Genomic DNA, 24,232 nt, shown 5'->3' on the forward strand with positions numbered 1-24,232 from the left:
GTCACGCCGATCTTGTAACGAATCGCTATGCTCAAGCTGAAATTGCGCGAAAAACCATTTCCCGAACTTTCCTACGCCAATCCGCACCAACCGGTGCTAACGCGCTGGGTCATCCATTCCATTGAAGGCCTGTCGGGGCGCGACCGGTATGCCGCGCTCTATGATTTCTGGCGCCGCCAGGTGGTGCCATCAGGTGAGCGCGTGTTCAGCCGCATGCTCGACCTGATCGACGTGCGGATACGCACAGCCGACCAATGGCCGCCCGCATCATTGCCGGAGACACCGCTGGTGATTGTGGCCAACCATCCGTTCGGCATCGGCGACGGCATTGCCGTGCTGTCGCTGGTGGAGCAACTCGGGCGGCCGTTCCGGGTGATGATCCACAAGGATCTCCTCAAGATCCGCGAGATGGAGCCCTATTCGCTGCCAATCGATTTTTCCGAGACCAAGGAAGCGATGAAGAACAATATGGCCGTGCGCCATGAGGCGGTGCGGCTGCTGAAGGAGGGTGTCACCATCGTGGTGTTTCCCGCCGGTGGCGTCGCCACCGCGCCGAAAGGCTTTGGCCGGGCGCGCGACCTGCCATGGAAGATGTTTCCGGCACGCCTGGTCCAGGATGCCAAGGCATCGATCATTCCGATGCATTTTTCCGGACAGAATGGCAGGCTGTTCCATCTGATCAGCGGACCGATGAACATGGCCGAGCGCGATGGCCGCGTGGCCAAATTCGTTGGCAAGGCCTCGCTGACACTTCGGCTTTCGATGCTCATCCACGAATTCGCTCGGCTGTCCGGCAAGGCGATCGACGTGCGCGTCGGCGATGTGCTGAGCTGGAACGAACTGGAGCCGCTGCGCGACCGCAAGGCATTGCTCAACCGGCTTTACCGCAGTGTGTTCGATCTGGCGCCGCAGCTGCCGCGCCGCCGCATTCCCTTCCTGCCGGCGCGGACAAAGCTGGCCGCCTGAAGGCTCGAACGGTGAACTGCTCTAATCCGCGCCTTCTTCGGGGTCCATGGCCGCGGCTTCGGTGGCCAGAACCTCGATTTCCTGGTTCTGTCCGGCCACGACGGTGAAATCCTTCTGGTAGATGCGATCGCGGTTCTTGGCGATGATGGTGTAGTCACCCTCGGCGAGCACCATCGAGGCGAAGGCGCCGACGGTTTCCTTGATCGGATCGCCGGATTCGTTGAGCAGCGACCACGACGTGTCGGCGATGGCTTCGCCACCGGCTTCGCGCACCAGCTTCATGGTGATCTCGGCGGCGTGATGCTCGACAGTGGCTTCGGTCAGCTTGCCGGCCTCGACGCGGATGTCGGAGCGGATGACCGCATTGACCGCGCCGTAGGTCGAGACGACATGGTAGATGCCGGCATTGAGCCGCACGACACTGTTGGGCTCGACATCGGGAATGATCAGCGCGCGGTCGCCATTGGCCTCGGCGGTGCCTTCATAGATCGAAAAGCGCAGTTTTTTCGGCGGAATGCGCACGCCGCCTGAGAGAACCGCGTCCAGCTTCAAACCGCCAGCATCCAGCACCAGGCTCTCCCGCTTGGCTTCCTTGCCGACGGTGATGCGCTTGGTGGCGCCGGCGCGACCGTAGGAGGCATGAACCAGATAGCTGCCGGGTTCGAGCTGGAAGACGGCGCTGCCGCCATGCGCGGAGGCGACCATCGGCAATTTGCCGTTGACGGCTTCGGGCTTGAAGACACGCCAGACGAGGCCGCGGGTGATGTCTGCGCCCTTGTCGGTCAGCTGGGCCGACAAAGTGATGGCGCCACCGCCGCCAAGTGCCAGCGGGGTTTCGCTCTTCGGCGCCGCATAGCTCGAAATTCCGGGAAGTTTCAGGTCGCCGACGCCGTCCTTTTCCTGCGCAACAGCCATGGAGACCGGCAGCAGGAACAGCGCGGCGCAGAGCCAGACCAGGAAAAGACGCAGTCGCCCCTCAAACATGCCTTGCGTTGAAGCCCATGGCGGTGGCAATTTCAAGGCTTAAGAGTCCGATCCGTGACTCTTCAGCCCGGCGCTTGCGCGCCTTTTGCCCGAGCCGCCCGAATTCCCGATGGTGCGCTTCAGCTCAAAACAGAGTGTTTCAGGAGACTTGCGCCCATGGCGTCGCCGATCATCGACTTCCTGCTGACCCGAAATTCAGCACCGATTCCGGAGCTCAAGGAGCCGGCGCCGAGCGACGCCAATATAGCCGTGATGATCGCCGCCGCCACGCGCGTGCCCGACCACGGCCGGCTTGAGCCGTGGCGCTTCATCCTCTATCGCGGCGATGTCCGCGTCGAGATCGGCAGACAATTGGCGATGCTTGCCGAACAGCGCGAGGGACCGCTGCCGGAAGGCCGCCGCAACCAGGAACTGGCGCGCTTTTCGCGTGCGCCGCTGGTGATCGGTGTGGTGTCGGTGCCGAAGGAGAACCCCAAGATTCCGCAATGGGAAATGTTCCTGTCCGGCGGCATGGCGGCGATGAACCTGATGATTGCCGCCAATGCGCTGGGCTATGGCACCAACATGATCAGCAACTGGTATTCCGACGTGCCGGAGGGCAGGGCGATCCTCGGACTGGCGCCGCAGGAGCGCGTCGTCGGCTTCATCCATATCGGCACTTATGCCGGCCCGGCGCCGGAGCGGCCACGGCCCGATCCGACAAAGCTCTATGCCGATTACTCAGGGCCCTGGGCGGGCTAAAATGTTCTACGAGCCATGCAAGGGGCACGGGCTGCCGCATGACCCATCGAAGGCGATCGTAGCGCCGCGCCCGATCGGCTGGATATCGACGCTGAACAAGACCGGCGAGATCAATCTCGCGCCATACTCGTTCTTCAACGCCGTTTCGACGCGGCCGTTCATCGTCTGGTTCTCCTCGGAGGGCGAGAAGGACAGCGCCTCCTTCGCCCAGGAGACCGGCGAGTTCGTTGCCAATCTGGTCGGTCGCGATCTTGCGGAGAAGATGAATTACACCTCCGTCAATGCGCCGCGCGGCGTCAACGAGTTCGTCTATGCCGATCTCGCCATGGCGCCTTCGCGTCTCGTCAGGCCGCCGCGCGTGGCGGCAGCGCCCGCCGCGCTGGAATGCCGGGTGACGGAGGTGTTTCGCCCGAAGGCGCTGGACGGAACGGCGACGAGCGCCGTCGTCGTCGCCGGCGAAGTGGTCGGCGTCCACATCGACGATGCCTTCCTGAAAGACGGCCTGTTCGACATCACCAAGGCCGGCAATGTCGCCCGTCTCGGCTACATGGACTATGCCAGCGTCAGTGAGGTCTTTTCGATGCGCCGGCCACGCTGGGGCAAGGAGTAGGCTCCAGCTTGGCCCCGTCAACCGCCCGGCGTGCGCGATTGTGCGGCAGAGAGAGTGCGGCAGAGAGAGTGCGGCAGAGAGAGTGCGGCAGAGAGATCCATTCCTAGCCGTGAACACGCGAAAAGCGATTCCCCTTCACCTGAACACAGGCTAAGAGAGCGACTTCGGCGTTGCGTTGGCGCATCGACCTTGGGGATAGTGCGGGGGCACCGGCGGCATGAAGAAACGAGACTCGCTGGGAACCCGGCTGCGCTACGGCTTCGACAAGAGCATGGCCGCCGGCCCAATCGCGCTGATCGGCTGGCTTGCCGTCGTTTCCCTGCTGATCATCATCGCCGCGGCGGCTTTCCTTGCGGTAACGCGCATCGCGCCGGAGGGCGGCGAGCCACTGAACTTTTTCGAAGCGTTCTGGGAATCGCTGATGCGCACGCTCGATTCCGGCACGATGGGCGGCGATACCGGCTGGGCCTTCCGTCTCGTCATGCTGGTCGTCACGCTTGCCGGCATCTTCGTCGTGTCGGCTCTCATCGGCGTGCTCAGCGCCGGCGTAGACGGCAAGCTCGATGAATTGCGCAAGGGCCGGTCGCGCGTGCTGGAGGCCGATCACACCATCATCCTCAACTGGTCGCCGTCGATCTTCGACGTCATCTCCGAACTCGTCATTGCCAATGCCAGCCGCCGTCGTCCGCGCATCGTCGTCATGGCCAATATGGACAAGGTCGAGATGGAGGACGAGATCGCGAACAAGGTGGGCAAGCTGGGCAACACGCGCATCATCTGCCGCAGTGGCGATCCGACCGATCTCTATGATCTGGCCATCGTCAATCCGCAGACCTCGCGGTCGGTCGTCGTGCTGTCGCCGGGCGGCGACGATCCGGATTCGCAGGTCATCAAGACGGTGCTGGCGCTGGTCAACGATCCGAACCGGCGCACCGACCCCTACAACATCGCCGCCGAGATCCGCGATGGCAAGAATGCCGAGGTTGCCCGCGTCGTCGGCGGGGTCGAGGTGCAGCTAGTGCTGGCCGACCAGCTGATCTCGCGCATCGTCGTGCATTCGAGCCGGCAATCGGGCCTGAGCGGCGTCTATTCGGAGCTGCTCGATTTCGACGGCTGTGAAATCTATACGACCGCGCAGCCGGATCTCACCGGCAAGACCTTCGGCGAGGCGGTGATGGCGTATGAGCATTGCGCACTGATCGGGCTTTGCGACCAAAAGGGGCGCGTCAATCTCAACCCGTCGTCGGAGCTGGTAATCGGCAAGGACATGCGCGCCATCATCATCGCCGAAGACGATGCCGCGATTAAGCTCGGAAGCACTGGAGCCAAGGTCGATGCAGCGGCGATCCGCGGGCCGCGGCCTGTCGAGGCGAAGCCGGAGCGTACGCTGATCCTCGGTTGGAACCGGCGCGGCCCGATCATCGCCTATGAACTGTCGCGCTATGTCGCGCCTGGTTCGATCCTGACCATCGCCGCCGACACACCCGGCCTCGAGCAGGAAGTTGCCGCACTGCCGGTCGCCGGCGACAATCTATCGGTTACCTGCCGCATCACCGACACGTCGAGCAGCGCGGCACTCGTAAGCCTGGACGTGCCTTCCTATGACCACGTGCTCGTCCTCGGCTACAGCGAAACCATGGCAGCGCAGCCGGCCGATACGCGCACACTGGTGACGCTGCTGCATCTGCGCAAGATCGCCGATGATGCGGGCCTGCACATCTCGATCGTCAGCGAGATGATCGACGTGCGCAACCGCGAGCTTGCCGCGGTGACCAAGGCCGATGATTTCGTCGTCAGCAACAGGCTCGTCAGTCTGATGCTGGCGCAGGCGTCGGAGAACCAGTATCTCGCCGCGATCTTCGACGATTTGCTCGACGAGCAAGGCTCCGAAATCTACATGCGCCCGGTCGCCGACTATGTCGCCATCGACCAGCCCTTGACCTTCTGGACGATCGCCGAATCGGCGCGGCTGCGTGGCGAGATCGCCATAGGATACCGCCGCATCCGCGCCGGAGACACCGACCAACGGGCGCTAGGCGGCGTCACCGTCAATCCGCTGAAGTCGGAAGCGCTGGCCTATCTGCCGGAGGACCGGATCATCGTGCTGGCGCGGGATTAAGCGGAAACCCCTGCCGCCTTGGCCCTTGCCAGCAGCCGTTCGGCCAGCCGCAGATGCGGGCGGTCGAACATCTTGCCGTCGATGCCGACGACGCCTGGATTTCCGGCTGCCTGGAATGCGTCGACGATTGCCTGGGAGTGTTTCACAGCCTCCGCCGAAGGAGTGAAGGCGGCGTTGATGACGGGCACCTGATCGGGGTGGATCGCCATCTTGCCGGTGAAGCCGTCCCGCTCGGCCTCGGTGCATTCAGTGGTGAAGGCCGTCATGTCACGAAAGTTCGGGAACACGGTGTCGATCGCATCGACCTCCGCGGCACCGGCCGCAAGGATGGTCATCAGGCGAGCATGGCGGAACACGTCGGTATAGCGGCCGTGCTCGTCGCGGGCTGAGCGTGCGCCGATCGCCGCCGAGAGGTCTTCCGCGCCCCATGTGAGGCCGGCGAGCCGCGCGCTGGCGCCGGCATAGGTCGCGGCCGCGAGCACACCCATCGGGGTTTCGGTGATGATCGGCAGGATTTTGATCGCACCGTCAGGCAGGCCGTTCTCCGCTTCTCGAACCCTGAGCTTTGCCGAGAGCTGCTGCACATCCTGGCCGCTGTTCGACTTGGGCAGCATGATGCCGTCCGGCTTCACCGGGACGAGCGCTGCAAGATCGTCGTCCGTCAACCCGGTCGAGAGATCGTTGACCCTGATGTAGATCGCCGAGCCGGCTTGCCCCCTGCGTTCGGCGATGAAGCGCGCCGCGATTTCGCGCGCCAGCACCTTGTTCTGCGGCGCCACGGAATCCTCGAGATCGACGATCACCGTATCGGCGCCGGCGCCAAATCCCTTTTCCAGCTTGCGCTCGGAATCGCCGGGAACGAACAGCAGCGAGCGCATCAGGCGGCCTTTTTCAGCATCATCGCTTGCCTGGTGCATTTGGCGACGAGGTCGCCATTCTGGTTGTAGGCGCGGTGCTCGAATTCGACGATGCCGCGATCGGGCTTCGACTTGGACTCGCGCACCGAGATGACCGTGGTCTCGACGCGGATGGTGTCGCCGTGGAAGACCGGATGAGGAAACACGGTCTCCTTCATGCCCAGATTGGCGACGGTCGTGCCGACGGTGATGTCGTTGACCGAAATGCCGATCATCAGACCGAGCGTGAACAGCGAGTTGACCAGCGGCTTGCCCCACTCGCTCTTGGCGGCGAAATCGAAGTCGATATGCAGCGGCTGCGGGTTCAGCGTCATCACCGAAAACAGCATGTTGTCGCTCTCGGTGACGGTCTTGCGCAGCGTGTGTTGGAAGACATGGCCGACGACGAACTCCTCGAGATATAGCCCGGCCATTTTCAGTCTCCTGCGCTGATTGACGGTTGATAGGCGCTGCATCCAGCGCTCGCAAGCCAGTTAATGAACATGGTGAACCGTTCGTAAACCATTTCTGCCTACCGTCCTCAGCGGGGCCGGAAACCTTCCGGCTAGGGGCGTAAGCAGACGGGCATGGTTGTTGTTTCGCATTTCCTGAAATGGATCTACACGGCAAGAGTGTCCGAGCGCGCCGCCGCGGCCAACGCGCTGGCCCGGGCCTATGTGAATTCCGAATTGCCGTTCGAGGATCGCTGCGCCGCCGAGGCGGCGCTGACGCTGCTGCTCGACGATGCCTCGTCGAAAGTTCGATTGGCAATGGCCGAGGCGCTCTCCATGAGCCACCACGCGCCGCTGCAGATCATCAGTGCACTGGCCGCCGACCAGCCCGAAGTCGCCGGTGTCGTGCTGGCGCGCTCACCGCTGCTCACCGATGCCGACCTGATCAACCGCGTGGCGTCGAGCCAGAAGGCCACGCAGAAGCTGATCGCCGACCGTCCGCTTGTCTCGATGGCGCTGTCGGCGGCCATCGCCGAAATAGGCGAGGCTGAAGCCTGCGCCGTTCTGCTCGCCAACAGCGGCGCCGATATCGCATCGCTCAGCTTCCGCCGCATGGCCGAACGCCATGGGCATCTGCCTCTGGTGCGCGAGGCGCTGATATCGGATATCAGGCTGCCTGCCGAATGCCGGCACATGCTGCTTATCAAGCTTGGCGAGACCTTGAAGACATCACCGCTGGTCATGGCGTTGATGGGCGCCGCGCGTGCCGACCGCGTCATGCGCGATGCCTGCGTCAAGGCCTCGGTGACGCTGATCGAGGGTACGCGCCAGGAAGAACATTCCGCACTGATCGAACATTTGCGCCTGCGCGGCGATCTCACCGCCAGTTTCCTCATCCGCACCATCGCCCATGGCAAGGTCGATTTCTTCGGGTCGGCGCTGGTGGCGCTCAGCCAGCAGTCCGAACAAAGGGTGAGGGCGCTGCTGGCCGGTGGGCACGATGTCGCCTTGCAGGCGCTGTTTCGTAGCGCCGGTCTTGCCGCCGGAACCCACGCAATCATCCTGCGCGCGCTGAAAATCTGGCGGGAGGTGGCCAACGGCAAGCGCGTTGCCGGTGTACAGGAGGTCAGCTGGCTGATGCTGAAAGAGGTCGGCGGGCAATCAGCCGAAGGCGATCTCGCCGCGCTGATCAAGTCGATCCATCTCGACGCGCTGCGCGAGAACGCGCGCGGTCATGCGCTGGCGATCGCAGCCGCCTAGTCCTTATCCCTGGCGAAAAAATCCGGAAAATCCTCCATCGCCGCGGCAATGATGCGCAACGATGCCGCGACCTGCAGCAGGTCGCCAGGGGCATTTCGCTCAGCGATGCCAGCCGCATATTGCCGGGCGACGGCGACGGTCGCCGTCTGCGGATCGCCGGGGGCGCGGAACAGCAATTCGCGCGCCAGCCCTCTCAGGAAGTTGGCGATCGAAAGTGCGGCTTCGGATGGGATAGCGTGGTTTTGGCCAGCACCTCGCAGCCGCAGAATCTCCAGGCCGACCGTGACGGCGGCGACGCCGCCGCCCAGAACCGCGTCGCCCTTCCTGCCGGAATTCTGTACCAGCGGCATCAGCTGGTTGACCCGATCATAGGCGAGGCTCTCGAAGGCTGAACGCCTCGGCACGCGCTCATGCAGGCAAAGCCGCGCCAGATCCTCGCGCATGGCGCGCACGATGCGATTGGCCGCGAGCCACGGATCGGCGGGCAGCACCAAGATGAAGACGCCGATCGCCAGCAGAATACCGACTAGCACCGACGCGGAGCCGGCGAAGAACGGGCCGGGATCGTAGGTCATCGCCTGATGCGGGCTGAGGAAAGCGAGGAAGTTGATGGCAAAGGCCGTGGCCACGCCGACATAGCGCGGATTGGCCATGCCCAGCGCCGTTGGCACCAGGATCGGCACGACAAACAGGACGAACCAGCCGAAGCCGGGCAGGGCAGGCATCGCGATCTGGCCGACGAGAAAGGCAAAGGGCAAGGCCAGCAGCGTTCCCTTGAAGAAGCCCCAGGACACCTGCACCGGATCGGGGCGAGAGGCGAAAAGGCTGGATACGACGGCAACGAGAATGACGGTGCCCGCTGCCTCGGACCATTTCGTCGTCAACCAGAAGGCCGCGACCAGCAAGGTGGCAAGGGCGGCGCGCACGGCATTGCGCGATGCGCCGGGGTAGTCGCGGTGAACCACCAGAGCAGGCTGCCTGCTGCCGCGAACCGGGCGCGTGACGGGAGCGCGCAAGGCGTCGAGACCGCGCAGCACCTGCTTGAAGGCCTCGGCGAAATCGGCGGCGATGGTGAGACGGGTGATGGTGCCGACCCTGTCGTCGCCCTGGTCGACCGAGGCATCGGGAATTTGCCGGGCCTTGGCCGAGATCGCGTCGAGCCGTGTCACCCATGGTGCAGTATCTTCCAGCGCGCCTGGCTTGTCCGCCAGTTCACTGACAAGGGTATGCAATTCCGAGCGCACCGGGATGAGTGCGGCGTTTTTCGGGGCAGCATGCGAATGCAGCGCGCGTGCCGCCGACAGGGCCGAGAGCAATTGTCCAATAGTGCGCCGCACCGGGTGGGCGCGCGGCGCGAAACTCGGCGCTTCCAGTCTGGCATAAGCGCGCATTTCGCCCAGTGTCTGGATGTCCGCGACGAGTTTACGATGCAGTGCGGAAAGTGTCGCGGTATCACCTCCCGAGAAGGCGCCCGCGGCGTAGGTGGCGAGATCGAGAATGCACCGTTTCAGCCGCGAGATGATGGCGTCGCTGGCCAGTTTTGGCAGGATCAGCCGGCTGGTCAGGCCGGCGCAGACAATGCCGAGCACGATTTCCGCGCAGCGCGCGACCGCGAGGTCGACGACGAGATGTGGTTGTCCGAAGGCCGGCAGGCCGATGATCATCGCGGTGTAGCCGGCAAGGGCAGCACCATAGGCTTCGGGATTGCGCAGCAGTGACGAGACGAAGGTGCAAATGCCGATCCAGACGGCAAGCACGGTCACCAGCACCCATGGGTTGGTGCCGAATACCGTGGTGATGCCGATCGCCGCGATGCCGCCGGCCAGCGTGCCGAGCAAGCGGTAGAAGCCCTTCGCCAGCACCATGCCGGCGACGGGCTGGGCAACGATGAACACCGTCATCATCGCCCATTGCGGGTGGTCGAGCTTCAGCGCGTAAGCGGCCAGCAGCGCGATCAGGCCGGCCGAAACGGTGCGCAGGGCGAAAATCCAGTCCGAGCGCGTCGGCTGTGTCAGCCCGGCCAAACTCGTCTCGAAATAGGTCTTCAGCCGCACCCAGGTCACATGCTCGTCTCCGCAACTGAGCCTGTTATGGACCGGCGAACGACTAGATATCCAGCACTTCCGTCGCTGCGAATTCGGCGCGTTCCTGGATAAAGCGGAAGCGAGCTTCCGGCTTGGTGCCCATCAGCTCATCGACCCTGTCCTTGGTGGTTGAATCGATTTCGTTCACATCGACCCTGAGCAGCGTGCGCTTCCTCGGATCCATCGTGGTTTCCTTGAGCTGCGCGGCCATCATTTCGCCCAGGCCCTTGAAACGCCCAAGCTCGACCTTGCCGCGCCCGGTGAACTCGGTGCGCAAAAGCTCGTCCTTGTGTGCATCGTCGCGGGCGTAGGCCACCTTGCCGCCTTGCCGGATCGAGTAAAGCGGCGGCACCGCCAGATAGAGATGGCCGCCACGCACCAGCGCCGGCATCTCCTGGTAGAAGAAGGTGATCAGCAGCGAGGCAATGTGGGCGCCGTCGACGTCGGCGTCGGTCATGATGATCACGCGGTCATAGCGCAAATCCTCGTCGCGGTACTTTGAGCGTGTGCCGCAGCCGAGCGCCTGGATCAGATCCGATATCTGCTGGTTGGCGGCCAGCTTGTCATTACCGGCACTGGCGACGTTGAGGATTTTGCCGCGCAGCGGCAATACGGCCTGGCTGGCCCGGTCACGCGCCTGTTTGGCTGAGCCGCCGGCCGAGTCACCTTCGACGATGAAGAGTTCGGCGCCGGCCGCGGCGTTCTGCGTGCAGTCGGCGAGCTTGCCCGGCAAGCGCAATTTGCGCACCGCGCTCTTGCGCGACACTTCCTTTTCCTGCCGCCGGCGCACCCGCTCGTCGGCGCGCGCGATCACCCATTCAAGCAGCTTCGAGGCTTCCTGTGGATTGTCGGCCAGCCAATGGTCGAACGGATCGCGGATCGCGGTCTCGACGATGCGAATGGCCTCGATCGTCGCCAGCCTGTCCTTGGTCTGGCCGACGAATTCCGGCTCGCGGATGAACACCGACAGCATGCCCGCCGCCGAGATCATGACGTCTTCCGAGGTGACGATCGAGGCGCGCTTGTTGCCGACGAGATCGGCATAGGCGCGAAGTCCGCGCGTCAGCACGTTGCGGAAGCCGGCTTCATGCGTGCCGCCTTCGCCGGTCGGGATGGTGTTGCAGTAGGAATTGATGAAGCCGTCGCCGCCGAACCAGGTCACCGCCCATTCGAGCGAGCCATGGCCGCCTTGTTTTTCGCTCTTGCCGGCAAAGATTTCGCGCGTCACCTGGAAGTCGTCGCCGAGCGATGCCTTGAGATAGTCCTTGAGGCCGCCGGGGAAATGGAATTCCGCCTTGGCCGGCGTCTGGTCCTTTTCCCTTATCAGCGAGGGATCGCAGGTCCAGCGGATTTCGACGCCGCCGAACAGATAGGCCTTCGAGCGCGTCATACGGTAGAGCCGCGCCGGTTCGAAGGCCGCGCCCTTGCCGAAAATCTGCTCGTCGGGATGGAAGCGGATTTTGGTTCCGCGCCGGTTGTGGACCTCACCGAGGTGCTCCAGGCCGGTCACCGGGACGCCGCGCGAAAAGCGCTGGCGATAGAGCTGGCGGCCACGCGCGACTTCGACCTCGAGATGATCCGACAGCGCGTTGACGACGGACACACCGACGCCATGCAAGCCGCCCGAGGTTTCGTAGACCTTGGAGTCGAACTTGCCGCCCGAATGTAGCGTCGTCATGATGACTTCGAGCGCCGGCTTCTTGAATTTCGGATGCGGGTCGACTGGAATGCCGCGACCATTGTCGGTGACGGCGAGATAGCCGTCGGCCGACAGCTCGACATCGATGAAGGTGGCATGGCCGGCGACCGCCTCGTCCATCGAATTGTCGATGACCTCGGCGAACAGATGGTGCATCGCCTTGTCGTCGGTGCCGCCAATATACATGCCAGGCCGGCGACGCACCGGCTCCAGGCCCTCAAGCACCTCGATGTCGGCGGCACTATAACCCTCGCTGCCATCCTTGGTCGCGGCCGGACGCCTAGCCGCCGCCTGCACCAGCGGATCCGCCGGGCGCGCGGGTGTGCGAACCGGCTGCGGCTGCTTGTCCATATTGCCGAAGAGATCGTTGTTGTCGTCCATGCCTGCCATCGGGTCCGATGCTGCGAATCACCCGCCGATACTGCCACGCTTTGCGGCGCCAAGCGACGGAGGTTCCTGTTACGTTCGGGGATTTGACCCGTCTTATCCTAAAACCATTCGATAACCAAGCGGGCGGAAATAGGTCTGATGCAGGCGTTGCGCATTCCTGATTCTTTAACAAACCAGCCTAGCGTGAGCCCAACATAACAAGAAACGACGGGCATCAGGGGTTTCGGCGTGAGGGGCAAGGCCATAACGATGATCGGCATCGCCGCCGTTTTCGGCGCGATCTCGATCTTTGCCGCGGATTTCTGGGTCAAGAGCCAGGCCAAGGCTGATGCCGGTGAGAAAACGGCGTCGATACCCGCTCCCGCCGCGCCCAGGATCGAGTTCAAGACCATCGTGGTGGCCAACGCGCCGTTGCGCTACGGCATGGAACTCGACCGCGCCAAGCTCAGTGAAATCCCGTGGCCGCAGGATTCCCTCCCGCAAGGTGCCTTTCCCACCATCGATGGGTTGCTGGGCGAAGGCAGCCGCGTCGTGCTGTCGCCGATCGATGTCAACGAACCGGTGCTGCTGACCAAGCTGTCGGGGCCGAACGGCCGCGCGACGCTCTCCAACATGATGACGCCCGGAATGCGGGCGGTCACCATCCGCACCGACGAGATCGCCGGTGTCGGCGGCTTTGTCACGCCGGGTGACCGCGTCGATGTCGTGCTGACGCGCGATGCCGGCGAAATCCAGGAAGTGGCCAAGAACGCGCAAGGTGCGGCCGGTTCGACCATCACCTCCGAAATCGTCGTCGCCGATGCCAAGGTGCTGAGTGTCGGCCAGGGTGCCGACGTGCGCCAGACGACGCCTCAGGTGACCAATTCCGTGACCATCGAGGTCACGACCGAGGGCGCGCAGAAAGTGGCGCTTGCCCGCACCGTCGGCACGTTGTCGCTGTCGCTGCGCTCCGCCAGCGAAGGCGGCGACGGCAAGAACGGCGTCACCACCATCTCTTCGTTCGGCGGATCGGTGGCGGCCAAGGCTCAGGCAGCGGCCGGCTCGCTGTTCGATGCGATGACAAAGGAGCCGGAGAAGCCGAAATTCAAGACGGTCATCGTGACGCGCGGCACGAAGGCCGAGGAATACCAGGTTCCTGCGCGCGACCAGAAGTGAAGGCCGGTGGGGACCGGACGGGACAGGGCAATGTTGATGCGTACCCAATATCGAATGACGGGCCGGTTGCGCTTCGGGCGCACCCTGGCGATGGCGGTTGCACTGGCTGCGAGCGGCATTCTCGCTCTGTCCGGGGCGGCCAAGGCGGATAATGACATCGTCTATGTCTCGGCGACCAAGAATGCGTCGATCAAGGTCGCCAAGGGCAAGCCGAAGACGATCATAACGAGTGCCGCCTTCTACCAGATCGTCATCGGCGATCCGGAGATCGCCAACGTCAATCCACTGACCGACAAATCCTTTTATGTGCTGGGCAACAATCTCGGCACCACCGGCATAGCCCTGTTCGACGAGAAAAAGCAGCTTGTCGGCACCGTGGACATCGAGGTGACACTCGACACGGATCAACTGGCCAGCACGATCCGCGCCAGCGTGCCGGACGCCAAGATCAAGGTCGGTTCGGCCAATGGCCGTGTCGTGCTGTCGGGCGAGGCCGATGACGCGGTCGCCGCCGAGAAGGCGAACCAGATCGCGACGCGTTTTTCCGGCAAGGAAGATGTGATCAATTCGGTCAACATCTCGTCGTCGCAGCAGGTCCAGCTCAATGTCCGCTTTGTCGAGATCAACCGGCAGGCGGGTCAGGATCTGGGTGCAAAATACAGCGCCAATTTCGCCTATGGCTTTGGCGGGCGCGATGTCACCATCGATCCAGGCACCGTCGCGGCGGCCGGAACCGGCGAGATCATCGGCCGGCTGCTGTCCAATGGCCTCTCGATCGACGTCGCCGTCAAGGCGCTGGAGGAGCGCGGCCTTGCCCGCATGCTGGCCGAGCCCAACCTGATCGCCCGCTCCGGCGAGACCGCGAGCTTCCTCGCCGGCGGCGAATTCCCGATCCCGGTTTCGGAGGACAATGGCAAGATCTCCGTTAGCTACAAGAAATATGGCGTCAGCCTGGACTTCACGCCGACAGTGCTCAAGGACGGGCTGGTCAGCCTCGACATCGCGCCGGAAGTCTCATCGATCGATGCGTCGGCGTCCTACAACATCGGCAACATCTCGGTGCCGGGATTCACCGTGCGCCGTGCCAAGACCTCGGTCGACCTGAAGAACGGCCAGAGCTTCATGATCGCAGGACTGCTGCAGTCGCAAAACGACATCACCACGTCGCGCATTCCCGGCCTCGGCAAGATGCCGGTGCTCGGATCGCTGTTCTCGTCGAAATCCTACCAGCGGCGCGAAACCGACCTGGTCATCCTCGTCACGCCCTATCTGGTCAAGCCGGTCGATCCGTCGAAGAAAATGGCCGTGCCGACAGATGGTTCGCAGCCGGCCAGCAATGTCGACTATTTCCTCAACAACACCGAGGAAGTGAAGGCGTCGGACACCGGTCGCGCGCTGGCGATGGCCGATGGCAACGCCGCACGGACCGCCCCCGCCACCACGGTCGGGCATTTCCTCGACCTGCCGAAGGACTGAAGCCATGCGACTGATCTTGAGATCGAGCATCGCCTTGCTTCTTGCCGGTTTGGCCGGTGGCTGCACCAGCGACGATTACACACGCAGCGAAGGGGTGACGATCGGCCCGGGCAACGCGCAGGCCGCCAACACCGTCATGCAGATGGTCGATCCGTGGAAATACGGCGTCCAGAATACGAGGCTTCTCGTACCTGCCAAGCGTGGCGACGCCGGACCAATCACGCCCGATCAGGCCGCCGCTTCGAAGGCATCGCAGACGACCACGGCCAACTGACCCCAAAGGGCGATCGAGCCCACAGGCTGACAAAAAATGGCAAACGGCATCAAGACCAAGAAGATCCTGCTCGTATCGACGGACAGGACCTTCGTGCAGGACACGCGGACCGCATTCGCCGCCTCCGAGATCATCCAGCTCTCGGCGGTGGAGAAGAACGTCACGGAGTTGCGTGGTGAGATCCAGGAGACCGATTTCGGTGCCATCATCGTCGACATGGACGCGGCGAAGCTGGAGGAGGTCGAGTCGCTGCAGCGCATCATGCGCCGGCTGGAGGGCAAGGCGCCCGTGATCGTGGTCACCCAGGAGTTCAACGCCGCCGCCGTGCGCATCCTGGTGCAGCTCAAGGTCGCGGACTTCCTGGTCAAGCCGATCACCACGGCCGATCTGGTGCGCTCGGTCGTGCGGGCGCTGCAAGGGCCGGGGCGTGAGGAAAACACCGAGTCGCAGATCTACACCTTCATGCCGGCCGCCGGCGGCGTCGGCACCACGACGCTGGCGCTGCAGACCGCCTTCCAACTGCATCACTCGGTGACGCGCGGCGCCTCGACCTGCGTCGTCGACCTCAATTTCCAGCAGGGTGCCTGCGCCGAATATCTCGACCTCGAGCCACGTTTCGACATCACCGAGATCGAGAACCAGCCCGAACGCCTCGACCGTCAACTGCTCGACGTCATGCTGTCCAAGCATGCCAGCGGCCTTTGCGTGCTGGCGGCGCCGACGCATCCTTCGGAGATGCGCTCGTTCAAGACCGATGTCGTGGTGCGCATGCTGGATCTCGTCTCGGCCTATTTCGACAATGTCGTCATCGACATGCCGCGCACCTGGTTTCCCTGGACGGAGACCGTGCTGCTCGGTTCCAACAAGCTCTATATCGTCGCCGAGATGACGGTGCCGTGCCTGCGCCACACGCAGAGGCTGATCCAGGCGGTCTACGAGACCGCCGGCAAGGAAGTGAAGCCGAACGTCATCGTCAACCGCTTCGAGCAGAAGATGTTCGACAACGGCATCAAGCAGGCGGACGTCCAGGAAATCCTCGGCGAGCATTTCGTCGGCGGCATCGCCAACAACTACCGGCTGGTGCGCGAGGCGGTCGATCGCGGCGTACCGCTGCACGAGATCGACCCGAACGCCAATGTCATCAACGATTTGAAGAAGATCATCCTTCCGGAAGAGGCGGTCGCAACCGCGGTCAAGTCGAAGTCGCTGTTCAGCTTCGGCAAGGGTCTGCTGAAGAGGAAGGCCGGATGACCAGTCGTTTTTCCACCCTGCAGAATCGCGATGCGCGCCCGCAGCGCCCGGCGGACTCGACCCCGGTGGCGCATCATGCCGTCGTCATCCCGACCAACCGAAAGGCTTTGGCGGTAAAGCCGGATATCGCACCGGCAAAGAGCGCCAACAAGGTGCTCGATGCGCGCGTGCGCATTCACCGGATGCTGCTCGAGGAAATCAATCTCGTCGCGCTGGAGCGTTTGCCGAAGGAGGAGATGCGCCGGCAAGTCCATGATTTCGTTTCGGAAAAAACCCGCCAGGAGCGGATGGCGATCAACACCGTCGAACTCGAGGCGCTGGTCGACGACATCGTCGACGAGATGGTCGGGCTCGGTCCGCTGGAGCCGTTGCTCAAGGATCCCGACATCAACGATATCCTGATCAACGGTCACGAGAACTGTTTTATCGAAAAGAAGGGCAAGCTGCAGAAGGTCCATATCCCGTTCAAGGATGAGGCGCATCTGCTCAGAATCGTCAACAAGATCGTCGCCGCGGTCGGCCGCCGGGTCGATGAATCGCAGCCGATGGTCGATGCGCGCATGCTGGACGGCTCGCGCTTCAACGCGGCCATCCGGCCGGTGGCCGTCGACGGGCCGCTGGTGTCGATCCGTAAATTTTCCAAGAACAAGCTCGGCCTGCACAGACTGGTCGAATTCGGCGCCATCACCCAGAACATGGCCGAAGTGCTGGCGGCGGCGGTTCATGCCCGCAAGACGACGATCATCTCGGGCGGCACCGGCACCGGAAAGACGACGATGCTCAACGCGCTGTCGGCCTTCATTCCCGAAGACGAGCGCTTGATCACCATCGAGGACGCGGCCGAGCTGCAGCTGCAGCAGCCGCATGTCGCGCGCATGGAAACGCGCCCCGCCAACATCGAGGGTCATGGCGAACTGAAGCAGCGCGATCTCGTCAAGAACGCGCTGCGCATGCGCCCCGACCGCGTCATCCTCGGCGAGTGCCGCGGCGAGGAGGCTTTCGACATGCTGCAGGCGATGAACACCGGCCATGAAGGGTCGATGGCGACCATCCACGCCAACACGCCGCGCGACGCCATTTCACGCCTCGAACAGATGCTGGGCATGACCGGCATGCCGATGACGGTGCAGTCGATCCGCAGCCAGATCGCCAGCGCCATCGACATCATCGTCCAGCTGACCCGGCTTTCCGACGGCAAGCGCAAGGTGACGAGCGTCGCCGAGGTGACCGGCATGGAAGGCGACGTCATCCAGATGCAGGAGATCTTCCGCTTCGTGCGTACCGGCATGGATGCCGACGGCGGCATTCTCGGCTATTTCGAGGCGACCGGCATCCGGCCGCGCTTCCTGGAAGATCTACGCGCCATGGGCATCGAGTTTCCCGGACGCTATTTCGAACCCGGCCGGCCGCAGGAGTAGGCCAGGTGTTCGACGGGCTGAGTGCAATCTATGTCGTCTATGCCGGAGCAGCACTCACCGGTATCATGATCGCCGAGGCCTGTTATCTCCTCTATGCCGGCCGCAGCGACAAGCGCACCGCCATCAACCGGCGCATGAAGCTGCAGGAAAACAAGATCAGCCAGGAGCAGGTGCTGATCCAGCTGCGCAAGGAGCGCGGGCTCGACGCCGGCACTTCGCTGTTCTCGCCGGACCGGTTCCGCGCGCTGCGCACGCAGTCGGGCATGATCATGCCGCTGCCGAAATTCCTGATGATCACCTCGGGTGTGGCGATGGCCATGACCCTGGTCGCCATCTGGTATGGCTTGCCGCTGCTGATGGGGCTTCTGCTGTTCGCCGTGCTGATGCCGCTGGTGCCGGTGATGGTGATGCGCTTCAAGCGCAAGCGCCGGCTCAAGCGCTTCGGCATGCAACTGCCCGAGGCATTGGAGCTGATCACACGCGGCCTCAAGGCCGGTCACCCGGTGCCGGTGGCCATCGCCATGGTGTCGCGCGAGATGCCCGATCCGATCGGCACCGAATTCGGCGTCATCGCCGATGAGGTGACCTATGGTTCCGATCTGGTCTCGGCGTTGAATTCGCTGTTCGACAGGGTCGGCCATGAGGACCTGCCGCTGTTCATCACCGCCGTCTCGATCCAGTCCAGTTCGGGCGGCAATCTGCGCGAGATCCTCGACGGTTTGGCGCTGACGATCCGCGAGCGCGGCAAGTTGCGCCGCAAGGTGCGCGCCATCTCGACCGAAGGCCGCATGTCGGCCTACATCCTGACGGCGATACCGGCGCTGCTGTTTGCCGCCATCATGGCGCTGATGCCGGGCTTCTACCGCGATGTCTGGGGCGAGCCGAAAACCTGGTATCTGATCGGCGGGTCGATCACCTGGCTGATGCTGGGCAATCTGATGATGTTCAAAATGTCGAATTTCAGGTTCTGACATGCAAGGCTTCATCGAATTCCTCGCCTCGCTTGCACCGACCTCCTTGATACCGGTGGCCATCCTGCTGCTGGCCCTGGGCAGCGTCGCGGGCCTGGCCGATGGTGGCGGCGAAGGGCGACCGCAACGACGTCAAGCGCCGGCTCAAGGTCGACCAAAGTGCCGTGACCGCGAAACCCGAGCCGCTGCAGAAGAAGAACGCGGGCGTCGTGCGCGAGAAGGCGGTGAAGCGGGCGCAGGAATTCTACGCCAAGAGCGATCCGGAAAATGTCGCCCGGTTGCGCATGAAGCTGATCCAGGCCGGCTATATGGAGCCGCGCGCCGTCGGCACGTTCTTCATCATCCGCTTCTCGGCGCTGGTCGGCGGTGCGATCGGCGCCTTTGTCCTCAACCAGTGGCTGGCCAGCGCCGAAGCGACGATGGCCAGCCGCTGGGCGTTCGTCATCCTGTCGGGCGTGGCCGGCTATTTCCTGCCCGGCCTGGTGCTGACCCAGATGGTGCGGGAGAAGATGCGCGAATACCGCAACGGCTTTCCCGACTTCATGGATCTGATGATCGTCTGCTCGGACGCGGGCATGAGCATGGAGGCCGGCATCGAGCGCGTTTCGAAGGAACTCGCCAAGACCTATCCAGCACTCAGCCAGAACCTGCAGCTGGTGTCGCTGGAACTGCGGGCCGGGCGCAGCCTCGACGATGCGCTGAAGGCGCTCGCCGAGCGCCTCAGCCTGGACGAGGTCCGTTCCTTCGCCACGCTGTTGCAGCAGTCGAAGGAACTCGGCACCAGCCTGTCGGGAGCGCTGCGCGTCTTCTCCGACGAAATGCGCCACAAGCGCATGTCGCTGGCCGAGGAAAAAGCACACGCCTTGCCGGCCAAGATGTCGATACCGGTGACGGTGTGCATCCTGCCGGTGGTGCTGATGATCGCGGTCATCCCGATCATCGTCAAAATGACGAACGGCCAGTTTCATTGATGTTCAGCTGCAGGCATCGAACGCGACGACATATGTCTCGACCAGATCGAACAAGGTCAGTCGATGATCGCTGCCGTCACGTGGTGCCGAGAGACTACGGCTTACCGCTGCCCGCTTGATCAGCTTTTGGCATTTGACTGATGTAACGCGGCTTCAGCCGAAGCAACGGTTGCTCCAGGATGCGGTAGCTCAACGTTGCCGCCAGAACACAATGCGCCAGGCCCGCCGCGCAGGTTGTAGGGTAGTTTTCCGGAATGTGGGCCAGCTGCAGCAAGGCCTTGCCCTGATCGAATGACCAGGCATGGAAAACGTAAAGGCCGAAGGAAATCGTTCCGAGATAGGACAGCGGCGGCCAGCGAAGCAGGCGAGCGACGTTTTGCGCATACAGCGCGATATGAAGCAGCGAGCCGGCCAAAAGCCCCGCCGGGATGAAGACCAGAACCGATCCGACTGGCGTGTGTATATAGGGAAGGAAAACCAGGCCAATCCCGCTCAACAGGAACGCAGCCGCAACCAGCGGCATCGGCAGTCTTCTGGTCAGGCCAATGGCGACGAGGATTCCAGCGATCGTCGATTCAGGCCTCAGGAACGGCGTCAAATAGACCGCTGGAATTGACGCTCCGCTCAAGGCGAAAGCCACCCGTCCAAGCAGGCACAATGGCAGGATGCAGAGCAGGCTGGCGGCAAGGGCGCGCTTGCCGATGCTCACATACAGGAGGAACAGAAGCGGCAGAAACAGATAGATCTGGAATTCATAGGGCAGCGACCAGAGCTGGTATGTGTACGCGATCGAAGACCAATTATCCGGAAACCAGGCAACGTAGTTGCCGACAAACAAGGCCAGGCTCAGAAGCCATTCATAGGCAGCCGTGTTCTTCGCGCCATAACAAGCAGCATGGCAAGCGGAAAGAGCACCATCAGCGGATAGATCCGCAACAGCCTACGTATGAAGAATTGGGAAATGGAAATTCGTCCTGTTCTGGCCTGCTCCTGCTCGAGCAGCCGGAAGAGCAGGAAACTGGACAGGGCAAAGAATATTTCGACCCCGACCCATCCCCGTCTCTGAACCATGACAAGGGCGGTGTATCTGGACGGTGCCTGGAAATGGAAAAAGAACACCATCGCAAAAGCCAAGAATCTCAGACCGTCCTGTTGGTCGGTTCTAAGTTCGTCGATGTTGTGTCTCGAAGAGGACATGAGCCAAAACCCGAGCCGCCCCAACGACGGAAAGCTGCCAGCAGTGAACCAAACAGGTCACACGTCACAGCAAGCAGTTAGCACAAAGTCGATACTAACATCTTACGTTTGCTTGGAGATGAGAGGGGTATCTCTCGGTCATATTAGATGAATTAATGCGCCCCATCGTGGCCAACGGAGAACTTTCTTATTTGTGACTGAACCAAAGTCCTACAGAATTGTTTTAAATGAGAAATCTTTGAAGCTTATATACGCGTAATCTAAAGTACATTTTTAATTATACTGCGCAAACACGTTTGCTAGCCATTAATGCAGCGGCAGCAGGAAACCAGGATGGGCCTTATCAGATGCCAACCCGATAATGAAAATGCTTCCTACGCGACGCTTGAGTGAGGAATCTCACTGACATTCGTCAGCAAATGCGAGTCGACAAACGCAGAGCGGGGGCCGACAACCATCATCCTGCCCGAACGCGGCCCTGCGACGTGAGAACCCCATGCGAATAGTGTTGTGTGCCGTCGCTCTCGCCGCCGCCGGCCTGTTGCCCGCCTGGGCCATGGCCGACGATTGCGGCGATGCTGCCGCGCTGCTGCGGCGGGCCTATCCCAAGGTTCAGAAAAGCGCCGACGGTGACTCGTTCACGCTCGAACCGAATGCCAGCATCCCGCTCGCGGTCCCTCAGGACCTTACGCCGGGCCTGGTCTGCAAAGTCTGGCCTGCCCATGACGACCTGCTGCTGGCCGCCGTACCGCTGATTGACAGCGCCCGGTCCAGCGATGGCGAACATTTTGGCGATATCGAGCTTCTGGTCGTCGACAGGAAGACCCTGCAGGTGCGCCAGCGCCTGCTCCAGCCCGGGTTGATGAACGACGATGCCATCGCCATCCGCGGCATCGAATTCGATACCGGCCGTTATGGGCTGGCCCCCGGCGTCACCGCCTTCGGTCTGCGCATCGACATGGCAAACCATTCGCAGCCCAATCCCTTCAGCGAAACCGACCTGCGGCTCTACGCCATATCAGGCAATGCGCTGCACGCGGTGCTCGACGGCCTTGTCGTCGCCGGCCATGGCGGCGAAGGCGACACCAGCTGCGCGGGGTCCTTTCATTCCAGCCAGGTCAGCCTGGCGATGAGCCCGACGATCCATCGCGGCTATCATGACATCATCGCGGTCGAGCGGAAGGATACCGACGAGCCAGCTCCCGACAAGGAGGGCGAGTGCCAGTCGCATCCCGGCAAGTCGGTGAGCCGGACCTACCGGCTACGCTATGACGGCAGCCACTATCCGGTCCCGGCCGCGCTCAAGGTCCTGGACACGCCGTGAGAGTGGCGCTTGCGTCTGCTTGAGGTGTCGCAGACCGTCTCTCACGGCCCGGTGGTTAATGGCCGGTATTGCGGAAACCAAATCTTAGCTGCATTTCGGCACCGAAGTTTAATCGCTCTTCTGTACCGTGACTTCCTGAAGAACGACCCGACAAATCGGGCGACGGGGCAGGGCATGCGTCAGACACAATTTGCGGCGGCGGCCACGATGGCTGCCGTCTTGATAATCACCGGGTGCACGACGAACAACAACGTCGACACGACCAAGACCACGGCCATTCCGCCGACGGCAAAGACCGTCGACACCTCTGATCTGGCGCAAGGCAAGGCGCAGTTTCGCGACGCCAATTATGGTCTGGCCGAACAGCATTTCCGCAAGGCGGTCGAGTTGAAGGCCGACAATGCGGAGGCCTGGATGGGGCTCGCCGCCTCCTATGACGAGCTCGGCCGCTTCGACTTTGCCGACCGCGCCTACGGCCAGCTCTTGAAGGTCGCCGGCCGCAAACCGCAGATCGTCAACAATATGGGCTATTCGCAACTGCTGCGCGGCAACAAGAAAAAGGCCAGGGCGCTGCTGCTCGAGGCGAAGGCCGGCATGGCCGACCCCACGGTCGTCAACGCCAACCTCGCCTTGCTCAACAAGGGTTGATGCCGTCCTCGCACCGGCCATGGGTGCGATTTCCACACAGATGGTGTCGACCTTTTGTAAACCCTAACCTCAGCTTGGGTCGAAAGATCGGCTGAAAACCATGTCCGAGGGCTGCCGCCGACCTAGAATGCGGCGTAACCGCCGACGTTCGAGAGGCCCCCGCCCGATATGCTGGATTTCAGTTCGCTCCTGCTCGCAGCCGCGCTGTCGGGTACTTGCCTGGCCGTCACCATGTTCGCGATCTGGTTCACCGCGCCGCGGGCGCGTTTCGTGCTGACGGTGGCGTGCGGCATTCTCGTGCTTGTCGCGCATGTGATCCTGTTCTGGCGCTACACTAAGGAGCCTGATCCGCTGCTTTGCCAGATCGCGCTGGCGCTACTCAGCCTGGGCTTCCTGATCCTCTGCATTTCGGCCATGCAGTATCTCGGCGTACCGGACTACAGGCGCGCGGTCGTGCCGACACTTGCCGCCATGGCTGTCTGCGCGGCGGTGACCTTCGTCGGCCTTGACGGTATCGGCTTCGTGGTCACCTACACGACGGTGACCGTGCTGCTGTCGACGATCGGAGCCATGTTCTGGGTCAATGGCAGCCACGATCGCCGGATCCTGCTGGTGGTTTCGTTCCTGAGCGGCAGCTGTGCTGTGTCGTTCGCCCTTTGCGGCTTGGTACTGATGGCCAAGGGGCAATGGACGCTTGGCGCGGCGCCCGACAACTGGGCCGAACGTCTGAATTCCGTCGTGGCGGTGGCCTGCATGACGGGTCTCGGCGCCTTGACGCTGTCGCTGCACCATCTGCAGGCGCAGATCGAGCTGAAGGCCGAGACGATGACCGATCCACTGACCGGCCTGATGAACCGTCGCGGGTTGACGTCGCTCTATGGCGAGCGGCCCTTCGGTCCCTTCATGGCGGTCGTCATGTTCGACCTCGATCACTTCAAGAGGACGAACGACGTCTACGGTCACCCCGTCGGAGACCAGGTCCTGTGCCGCTTCGCAGCCGTCATCAGGAAATATGCCAGGACGGGCGTCGACGCCTTTCGCCTGGGTGGCGAGGAGTTCGCCATCGTCATGTCGCGGATGACGGAAGAGCGGGCGCATGATCTCGCCAGCAAGATCGGCGTCGCCTTCGGCACCGATATCGTTGCCACCCCGCTCGGTCCGTTGCGCAGCACGGTCAGCGGCGGCATCGGCTTTGGCGGCGCCGACGGCAGCAGCCTCGATGAGGTGCTGGCCGAGGCGGACGCAGCACTCTACGCGGCCAAGCGCGCCGGCCGAAATTGCGTCATCAGTCATAAAAGGATGGGCAAGGCCGAACCGGTCAAGCCGGCCTTGCGCTCAGCATAGAG

General features: G+C 62.8%; 21 protein-coding genes and 1 pseudogene. 15 read left to right on the forward strand and 7 right to left on the reverse strand.

What is annotated here, in order from left to right:
- The first annotated feature begins 27 nt into the window (after positions 1–27).
- Complete coding sequence (locus tag HGP13_RS20090; protein WP_172228463.1) at positions 28–966, forward strand: GNAT family N-acetyltransferase; 939 nt, start codon at positions 28–30, stop codon at positions 964–966.
- A 21-nt stretch (positions 967–987) separates the two neighbouring features.
- Here HGP13_RS20090 and HGP13_RS20095 read toward each other — a convergent pair whose 3' ends face one another.
- Positions 988–1,950, reverse strand: a complete 963-nt coding sequence (locus HGP13_RS20095) for a hypothetical protein (protein ID WP_172228465.1) — start codon at positions 1,948–1,950, stop codon at positions 988–990.
- Between the two features lie 156 nt (positions 1,951–2,106).
- On the opposite strand from HGP13_RS20095, the gene HGP13_RS20100 reads away from it, so the two are divergent.
- The 3 genes from HGP13_RS20100 to HGP13_RS20110 all read left to right on the forward strand — a co-directional run bounded on the left by HGP13_RS20100 (position 2,107) and on the right by HGP13_RS20110 (position 5,420).
- Positions 2,107–2,691 (forward strand): nitroreductase, encoded by a 585-nt coding sequence (locus HGP13_RS20100; RefSeq protein ID WP_172228467.1) that lies wholly within the window; start codon positions 2,107–2,109, stop codon positions 2,689–2,691.
- A gap of 1 nt (position 2,692) precedes the next feature.
- The gene (locus HGP13_RS20105; RefSeq protein WP_172228469.1) at positions 2,693–3,301 is read left to right on the forward strand and encodes a flavin reductase family protein; all 609 of its coding nucleotides are present in this window, start codon (positions 2,693–2,695) and stop codon (positions 3,299–3,301) included.
- A gap of 217 nt (positions 3,302–3,518) precedes the next feature.
- Entirely contained in the window at positions 3,519–5,420 is a 1,902-nt protein-coding gene (locus HGP13_RS20110) for a hypothetical protein (RefSeq protein WP_172228471.1), read from the forward strand.
- Here HGP13_RS20110 and HGP13_RS20115 read toward each other — a convergent pair.
- Positions 5,417–6,298, reverse strand: a complete 882-nt coding sequence (locus tag HGP13_RS20115) for a CoA ester lyase (RefSeq protein ID WP_172228473.1) — start codon at positions 6,296–6,298, stop codon at positions 5,417–5,419. The genes HGP13_RS20110 and HGP13_RS20115 overlap by 4 nt on opposite strands.
- Complete coding sequence (locus tag HGP13_RS20120; protein ID WP_027045910.1) at positions 6,298–6,750, reverse strand: MaoC family dehydratase; 453 nt, start codon at positions 6,748–6,750, stop codon at positions 6,298–6,300. The genes HGP13_RS20115 and HGP13_RS20120 overlap by 1 nt, the downstream gene beginning before the upstream one ends.
- Before the next feature lie 153 nt (positions 6,751–6,903).
- On the opposite strand from HGP13_RS20120, the gene HGP13_RS20125 reads away from it, so the two are divergent.
- Positions 6,904–8,028: a DUF2336 domain-containing protein gene (locus HGP13_RS20125; protein WP_172228475.1), complete on the forward strand. Its 1,125-nt coding sequence runs from the start codon at positions 6,904–6,906 to the stop codon at positions 8,026–8,028.
- Here HGP13_RS20125 and HGP13_RS20130 read toward each other — a convergent pair.
- Together HGP13_RS20130 and parE are read right to left on the reverse strand one after the other, a co-directional pair.
- Positions 8,025–10,091 carry an FUSC family protein gene (locus HGP13_RS20130; protein WP_172228477.1) on the reverse strand — a complete coding sequence of 689 codons (2,067 nt, stop codon included), beginning with the start codon at positions 10,089–10,091 and terminating at the stop codon, positions 8,025–8,027. The two genes, HGP13_RS20125 and HGP13_RS20130, sit on opposite strands and share 4 nt — an antisense overlap.
- 43 nt (positions 10,092–10,134) lie before the next feature.
- Entirely contained in the window at positions 10,135–12,192 is a 2,058-nt protein-coding gene (gene parE / locus HGP13_RS20135; RefSeq protein WP_172228479.1) for a DNA topoisomerase IV subunit B, read from the reverse strand.
- 237 nt (positions 12,193–12,429) lie between these two features.
- Between parE and cpaB the strand changes: the two genes are divergently transcribed.
- The 7 genes and pseudogenes from cpaB (at position 12,430) to HGP13_RS20170 (ending at position 19,717) form a co-directional block, all read left to right on the forward strand.
- Complete coding sequence (cpaB, locus tag HGP13_RS20140) at positions 12,430–13,356, forward strand: Flp pilus assembly protein CpaB (protein WP_246707072.1); 927 nt, start codon at positions 12,430–12,432, stop codon at positions 13,354–13,356.
- 30 nt (positions 13,357–13,386) lie between these two features.
- The gene (locus HGP13_RS20145) at positions 13,387–14,832 is read left to right on the forward strand and encodes a type II and III secretion system protein family protein (RefSeq protein ID WP_172228481.1); all 1,446 of its coding nucleotides are present in this window, start codon (positions 13,387–13,389) and stop codon (positions 14,830–14,832) included.
- Positions 14,833–14,836: 4 nt separating this feature from the next.
- On the forward strand, positions 14,837–15,106 hold the full coding sequence (locus HGP13_RS20150) for a hypothetical protein (protein ID WP_172228483.1): 270 nt from the start codon (positions 14,837–14,839) through the stop codon (positions 15,104–15,106).
- Between the two features lie 36 nt (positions 15,107–15,142).
- On the forward strand, positions 15,143–16,357 hold the full coding sequence (locus tag HGP13_RS20155) for a response regulator/pilus assembly protein (RefSeq protein WP_172228485.1): 1,215 nt from the start codon (positions 15,143–15,145) through the stop codon (positions 16,355–16,357).
- Complete coding sequence (locus HGP13_RS20160) at positions 16,354–17,775, forward strand: CpaF family protein (RefSeq protein ID WP_172228487.1); 1,422 nt, start codon at positions 16,354–16,356, stop codon at positions 17,773–17,775. The genes HGP13_RS20155 and HGP13_RS20160 overlap by 4 nt, the downstream gene beginning before the upstream one ends.
- Positions 17,776–17,780: 5 nt before the next feature.
- Positions 17,781–18,746 carry a type II secretion system F family protein gene (locus tag HGP13_RS20165; protein ID WP_172228489.1) on the forward strand — a complete coding sequence of 322 codons (966 nt, stop codon included), beginning with the start codon at positions 17,781–17,783 and terminating at the stop codon, positions 18,744–18,746.
- Position 18,747: 1 nt separating this feature from the next.
- Positions 18,748–19,717 (forward strand): annotated as a pseudogene (locus HGP13_RS20170) (type II secretion system F family protein).
- A 94-nt stretch (positions 19,718–19,811) separates the two neighbouring features.
- Here HGP13_RS20170 and HGP13_RS20175 read toward each other — a convergent pair.
- Complete coding sequence (locus HGP13_RS20175; RefSeq protein ID WP_172228491.1) at positions 19,812–20,555, reverse strand: acyltransferase; 744 nt, start codon at positions 20,553–20,555, stop codon at positions 19,812–19,814.
- Positions 20,556–20,563: 8 nt separating this feature from the next.
- Positions 20,564–20,914, reverse strand: coding sequence for an acyltransferase family protein (locus tag HGP13_RS20180; protein ID WP_172228492.1), 351 nt, complete (start codon positions 20,912–20,914; stop codon positions 20,564–20,566).
- A 496-nt stretch (positions 20,915–21,410) separates the two neighbouring features.
- Between HGP13_RS20180 and HGP13_RS20185 the strand changes: the two genes are divergently transcribed.
- The 3 genes from HGP13_RS20185 to HGP13_RS20195 all read left to right on the forward strand — a co-directional run bounded on the left by HGP13_RS20185 (position 21,411) and on the right by HGP13_RS20195 (position 24,230).
- Positions 21,411–22,238: a hypothetical protein gene (locus HGP13_RS20185; protein WP_172228493.1), complete on the forward strand. Its 828-nt coding sequence runs from the start codon at positions 21,411–21,413 to the stop codon at positions 22,236–22,238.
- Between the two features lie 174 nt (positions 22,239–22,412).
- Positions 22,413–22,886 carry a hypothetical protein gene (locus HGP13_RS20190; RefSeq protein WP_172228494.1) on the forward strand — a complete coding sequence of 158 codons (474 nt, stop codon included), beginning with the start codon at positions 22,413–22,415 and terminating at the stop codon, positions 22,884–22,886.
- 168 nt (positions 22,887–23,054) lie between these two features.
- Complete coding sequence (locus tag HGP13_RS20195) at positions 23,055–24,230, forward strand: GGDEF domain-containing protein (RefSeq protein WP_172228495.1); 1,176 nt, start codon at positions 23,055–23,057, stop codon at positions 24,228–24,230.
- The last annotated feature ends 2 nt before the right edge of the window (positions 24,231–24,232 follow it).

It is taken from the genome of Mesorhizobium sp. NZP2077, assembly GCF_013170805.1.
In the GTDB taxonomy this organism is placed as follows: Bacteria; Pseudomonadota; Alphaproteobacteria; order Rhizobiales; family Rhizobiaceae; genus Mesorhizobium.